Raw genomic sequence first — 5,346 nt, 5'->3', positions numbered from 1 at the left:
CGGCCTTCGCCGACGTGCCGGTGGCCGGCCTGATCGGCAAGGAGTACGCGGCGGCCCGGGCGGCGCTCATCGATCCGCGGCGCGCGGCCCGACGCTACGACGCGGGCGATCCCGCCCTCCGCGCCGGCGACACCATCTACCTGACCACCGCCGACGCCGACGGCAACATGGTCTCCCTCATCCAGAGCAACTACCGGGGCATGGGCAGCGGCGTGTGCCCCGAGGGCCTGGGCTTCGGCCTGCAGGACCGCGGCGAGCTGTTCAACCTGCGGGAGGGCGAGGCCAACACCTACGCCCCGGGCAAACGCCCCTTCCACACCATCATCCCGGCCTTCGCCAACCTGGGCGACGACTACCGCTTCGCCTTCGGCGTGATGGGCGGCGCCACCCAGCCCCAGGCCCACGCGCAGATCATCGTCAACCTGGTCGACTTCCACATGAACGTGCAGGAGGCGGGCGACGCGCCCCGCATCCTGCACACGGGCAGCAGCCAACCGACGGGCGAGGTGATGACCGACGGTGGCGTGGTCTCCCTCGAGCAGGGCATCGGCTACCAGGTGCGGCGCGAACTCGTGCAGCGCGGCCACCGCCTGCAGACGGACGTCGGCAGCTTCGGCGGCTACCAGGGCATCCTGCTCGACGTGAAGGCGGGCGTGTACTACGGCGGCTCCGAATCGCGCAAGGACGGCCAGGCGGCGGGCTACTGACGGCGGGAAGGACACCGGGACCCATGAATCCCTTCGACCTCGATCGCGAGCGCATCGCCGGCTACGTGGCCCGCCACGGCTCGCCCCTCTACCTGGTGAGCCGGGAACGGCTGCGCGAGAACTTCAGGCGTCTGGACGAGGGCCTGCCAGCGGCCAAGCTGTTCTATGCCGTGAAGGCCAACCCGCATCCCCTGATCCTCGAGACGCTGCACGAGGCCGGCGCGGGCTTCGACGTGGCCTCGAAGGGCGAGATCCAGGCCGCGGTCGGCGCCGGCGCCAACCCGCGCGACGACCTCATCTTCGCCGACACGGTGAAGGACCCGCGCCACATCCGTTACGCGTGGGACATCGGGCTGGACGACTTCACCTACGACAACGCCTCCGAACTGACGCAGATCGCCCGCCACGCCCCGGGCGCCTTCGTGACCCTGCGCCTGGCGGTGTCGAACGAGGGCGCGGTGGCCCATCTGAGCGAGAAGTTCGGCGCCCCGGACGACGAGGCCGTGCCCCTGCTCACCGCGGCCCGCGATGCCGGCCTCGTGCCCCGGGGCCTCAGCTTCCACGTGGGCAGCCAGTGCCTCGACGACCGGCGCTGGGTCGAGGCCCTCGAGACCTGTGCCCGCGTGCGGGACCGCGCCCGGGCCGCCGGCATCGAGCTGACCATGCTGGACATCGGCGGTGGCTTTCCCGCCCGCTACTTCCGCGAGGACGTGGACATCGCCCGCACCTGCGGCGTGGTCAGCGAGGCGTTCGCCCGCCTCTTCGGGGCCGGAACCGAGCTCGTGGCCGAGCCGGGCCGCGCCATCGTCGCCGACGCCGTGGCCCTCGTGACCCGGGTGATCAGCGCCTCGCACCGCGCGGGCCGCGACTGGCTGTACTTCGACGACGGCGTCTACGGCAGCTTCCTCGAGGTGCTCCTCTACCACGCGCGGTACCCCCTGCGCGCGGAGACCGACGGCCCGTCGCGGCCGTATGTCCTGGCCGGACCGACCTGCGACTCCATCGACGTGTTCAGCCGCGACGCCCAGGGCCGCGTCGCCACCGAGGACCTCGCCGCCATGGACCTCGACGACGTGCTCGTGGCCGGCGGCATGGGCGCCTACACCTTCAGCGAGTCGACCCGGTTCAACGGCTTCGAGCCCCCCGCCTTCGTCGCCGTCGACTGAGGCGCCACCCCAACCCGACGGGACCCGGCGTGAGCGGACACTTCGGCGAGTTCATGGCCCTGGCCGCGGCCTTCGTCTTCTCCTGGACGAGCGTCTTCTTCACCGAAGCCGGTCGCCGGCTGGGCGTGACGGTGGTGAATCTCTTCCGCCTGCCCGGTGCCGCCCTCTGCCTGGCCGCGACCCACCGCGCGCTCACCGGCCACTGGTGGCCCGCCGACCTCGCCCCTGCCGACCAGCTGTGGATCGGCCTGAGCGGCGTGCTCGGCCTCGCCATCGGCGACTCGGCGCTCTTCCGGGCCTTCACGACCATCGGCCCGCGCCGCAGCATGACCCTCATGGCGCTGGCCCCCGTCTTCACCGTCACGGTGGCGTGGTTCGCCCTGGGCGAGCAGCTCGGTCTCCTCGCCATGCTGGGCATCGGCCTGATCATCGGCGGGGTCATCGTGGCCAACACCGGCAAGGTGGGCAGCGGCGCCTTCGCCGTGGTCGAGCGACGGGTCTTCCGGACGGGCATCGCCCTGGCGCTGGTGGGATCGGCGGGACAGGGTCTGGGCTCGGTCTGCGCCAAGCTCGGCATGGTCGGTTCGGGCCCGGGACCGGGCGTCGATCCCCTCGGCGCCACCCTCGTGCGCCTGTGCTGGGCCACCGTCGCCTACTGGCTCGTGGTGCTGCCGCGGCAGTCGCCCGCGCGCATCCGGACCTGCCTGCAGGACCGGCGCGGCGTCGGGGCGCTCGTGGTCGCCATCCTCATGGGCCCCTACGTCTCGGTCTGGATGTCCCTGGTGGCCATCCGCAACACCGACGCCGGCGTGGCCCAGGTGCTGCTCGGCATGGTGCCCATCTTCGTGGTGGTGCCGGCGTGGATCGTGTACCGCGACCGGCCGACGGTGCTCAGCCTGGCGGGAATCGTCGCGGCGGTGGCGGGCGGGGCGCTGCTCTTCCTGCGCTGAGGGGGCTACTCGGCCGCGGCCGCGCCCGCGACGGCCGTCACGGCGTCGGCTACCGACAGCACCGGCTTGACGATGCGGTCGACCTGGGAGATCTCCAGGATGGTCAGGATGCGCCCCTCGGCGCACACCAGCGACGCTTTGCCGCCGGCCTGGCCGATGGTGCGCCACAGCTCGATGAGGCGGCCGAGCCCCCGCGAGTTCATCCAGGGCACCCGGCTGAGATCGACGATGAAGCGGCGCCGTCCGGCGGCCAGTTCCTTCTCCACCAGTTCGAACAGACCCGGCCACTCGTGGTCGGGAGCGCCCGTCACGTCGAGCTTGCGCATCTCGGCCTCGGTCCCGTCGGGGGCGATCTCGCAGACCGAGATGAAGCCGCCCGCGATCTTCAGGGTCGGGCGGATGATGAGGATGGGACGATCGATCGACGTGTCGGCGGTCATGGGCTCGGGCTCCCAGGCGAGGGGATGGTGTCCGGATCGCGGAATCTTAACCCGATCGGCCCCGATTGGACAGGATTTCCGCAAGAAGGCACCTCCCGCGGGGGAGGTGCCTTCCGGAGCGTCGGTGCGAAGCCGGACTACTTGCCGGTGCCGGACTCGGCCACCTGGGTCGCCTCGGCGGCGGCCTTCTCGGCCTTCTCGGCCAGCTTGGCCTCGGCGGCCTTGGCCTGGCCCTCGCAGGCGGCAGCGGCCTTGGCACCGCAGGACGCGGCAGCAGCCTTGTCGGCGCAGCAGCCGGCGGCGGCCAGCTTGGCTTCGGCGGCCTTGGCCTCGGCGGCCTTGGCCTCGCAGGCACCGGCGGCGGCCTTCTCGGCGCAGCCACCGGCGGCGGTCAGCTTGGCCTCGGCGGCCTTGGCCTCGCAGCTGCTCGCGGCAGCGGCCGTGGCGGCGCAGCAGCCGGCGGCGGCCTTCCCGGCGCAGCTCCCGGCAGCAGCCAGCTTGGCCTCCGCGGCCTTCGCCTCGCAGCTGCCCGCGGCGGCGGCCGTGCCGGCGCAACCGGTGGCGCCGGTCGTGGTCAGAGCGGCGTGGCTGGCCTGGGCCCCGGCAGCCTCGCACTTGGCGCGGCAGGCGGCCTTCTCGGCATCGGTCATGTTGGCGCAGGCGGCCTTGCAGGCGGCCTGCTCGGCGGCGGTCTTGCTGCAGGCCGTGGCGGCGGCCTGGTCGGCGCAGGTGCCCTTGGCGGCGGCCTGCTCGGCCTTGGCCTTGTCGCAGCTCTGGCCATCGCCGGCGACGGCCAGGGAAGCGCCCACCACGGCGACGATCAGCAGCAGGGCCAGGCCCAGGTAACGCGTCGAGTTCTTCATGGTCATCGGTTCCTTTGGTTGAGTGACCGGAGTCGGGACGAGGGATGGGACGACAACCCCGACGCCCCGGCTATGTTCCCCCAGTATAGTGGGATTTTCGGCCGGTGGGGCCGTTTTTTGAGTTTGGGATTAGTATTCAGTTTCATTCGCCGCCCCGTTCGGCCATCCGGACGGAATCCGCGCCTCCGCCAGAAAGGTCGCTCCATGTCGAAAATCGCTGTTCGTCTCGCCGTGATCCTGGTCTGCGCCGCCGCCGGCGGGTTCGCCGCCGCCCAGGACCGCTTCGCCGACGTGAAGATCGAGGTCACGCCCGTCGCCGGCGGCGTGCACATGCTCACCGGAGCCGGCGGCAACATGGGGCTCTTCGTGGGCGAGGACGGCCCATTCCTCGTCGACGACCAGTACGCTCCCCTCTCGGAGCGCATCATGGCCGCCATCGCGACGGTCACCGACGAGCCCGTGACCTTCGTCTTCAACACCCACTACCACGGCGACCACACGGGCGGCAACGAGGCGTTCGGCGAGACGGGGTCGTTCCTCGTCAGCCACGCCAACGTGCGCCGACGCCTGACCGCCGACCAGTTCTCCGAGCTGCTGCAGCGCAAGAACGAGGCCGCCGCGCCGGGCGCCTGGCCCGTGATCACCTTCACCGACTCGCTCACCTTCCACTGGAACGGCGACGAGGTGCGCGCCTTCCACGTCCCCCACGCCCACACCGACGGCGACGGGGTGCTGCACTTCCCCGGGGCCAACGTGGTCCACAGCGGCGACGTGATCTTCTTCGGCCTGTACCCCTACATCGACACCTCGGCCGGCGGCAGCATCGACGGCATGATCGCCGGCGTCGAGCGCATCCTCGGGCTGTGCGACGACGAAACCAGGGTCATTCCGGGTCACGGTCCGCTGCTCGGGAAGGCCGAAGTGGCCGCCCATCTGGCGATGCTGAAGAAGGCCCGGGCCCAGGTGGCCGCGGCCATGGCCGACGGCAGCGATCTCGCGGCGGTGCTCGCGAAGAAGCCGTGCGCGGAGTGGGACGAGTCGCACGGTCAGGTGTGGCTCACGAGCGACCAGTTCGTCGAGTCGGTCTACGCGTCGCTCGCGGCAGCCGACGGCGGGCACGCCGGCCACGGGCACCACCACTAGCAGGCTGTTGAAAAACTCATTCCGGTACCCGGTGCGCCTGGCCGGGCCGAGATCAAGGCGCGATTCCGCCGCCGTAG

General features: G+C 71.6%; 6 protein-coding genes. 4 read left to right on the top strand and 2 right to left on the bottom strand.

Annotation, left to right across the window (positions count from 1 at the left end; translation table 11 throughout):
* The 3 genes from KDM41_17065 to KDM41_17055 form a co-directional block, all read left to right on the top strand.
* On the top strand, window positions 1–707 hold a 707-nt coding region (locus KDM41_17065; GenBank protein ID MCB1185136.1), incomplete at its 5' end, for a gamma-glutamyltransferase.
* Window positions 708–730: 23 nt separating this feature from the next.
* Window positions 731–1,873 carry a type III PLP-dependent enzyme gene (locus KDM41_17060; GenBank protein ID MCB1185135.1) on the top strand — a complete coding sequence of 381 codons (1,143 nt, stop codon included), beginning with the start codon at window positions 731–733 and terminating at the stop codon, window positions 1,871–1,873.
* Window positions 1,874–1,902: 29 nt separating this feature from the next.
* Window positions 1,903–2,823, top strand: a complete 921-nt coding sequence (locus KDM41_17055; GenBank protein ID MCB1185134.1) for a DMT family transporter — start codon at window positions 1,903–1,905, stop codon at window positions 2,821–2,823.
* Between the two features lie 5 nt (window positions 2,824–2,828).
* On the opposite strand, the gene KDM41_17050 is transcribed toward KDM41_17055, so the two are convergent.
* Both KDM41_17050 and KDM41_17045 read right to left on the bottom strand, forming a co-directional pair.
* Window positions 2,829–3,263 carry an STAS domain-containing protein gene (locus KDM41_17050; GenBank protein MCB1185133.1) on the bottom strand — a complete coding sequence of 145 codons (435 nt, stop codon included), beginning with the start codon at window positions 3,261–3,263 and terminating at the stop codon, window positions 2,829–2,831.
* Between the two features lie 137 nt (window positions 3,264–3,400).
* Window positions 3,401–4,132 carry a hypothetical protein gene (locus KDM41_17045; GenBank protein ID MCB1185132.1) on the bottom strand — a complete coding sequence of 244 codons (732 nt, stop codon included), beginning with the start codon at window positions 4,130–4,132 and terminating at the stop codon, window positions 3,401–3,403.
* Window positions 4,133–4,330: 198 nt separating this feature from the next.
* On the opposite strand from KDM41_17045, the gene KDM41_17040 reads away from it, so the two are divergent.
* On the top strand, window positions 4,331–5,269 hold the full coding sequence (locus KDM41_17040; GenBank protein MCB1185131.1) for an MBL fold metallo-hydrolase: 939 nt from the start codon (window positions 4,331–4,333) through the stop codon (window positions 5,267–5,269).
* The last annotated feature ends 77 nt before the right edge of the window (window positions 5,270–5,346 follow it).

It is taken from the genome of bacterium (genome assembly GCA_020440705.1).
In the GTDB taxonomy this organism is placed as follows: domain Bacteria; phylum Krumholzibacteriota; class Krumholzibacteriia; order LZORAL124-64-63; family LZORAL124-64-63; genus JAGRNP01.
The sequence above is the reverse complement of the archived record's forward strand: the minus strand, read 5'-3'. Positions and strand labels throughout refer to the sequence as shown.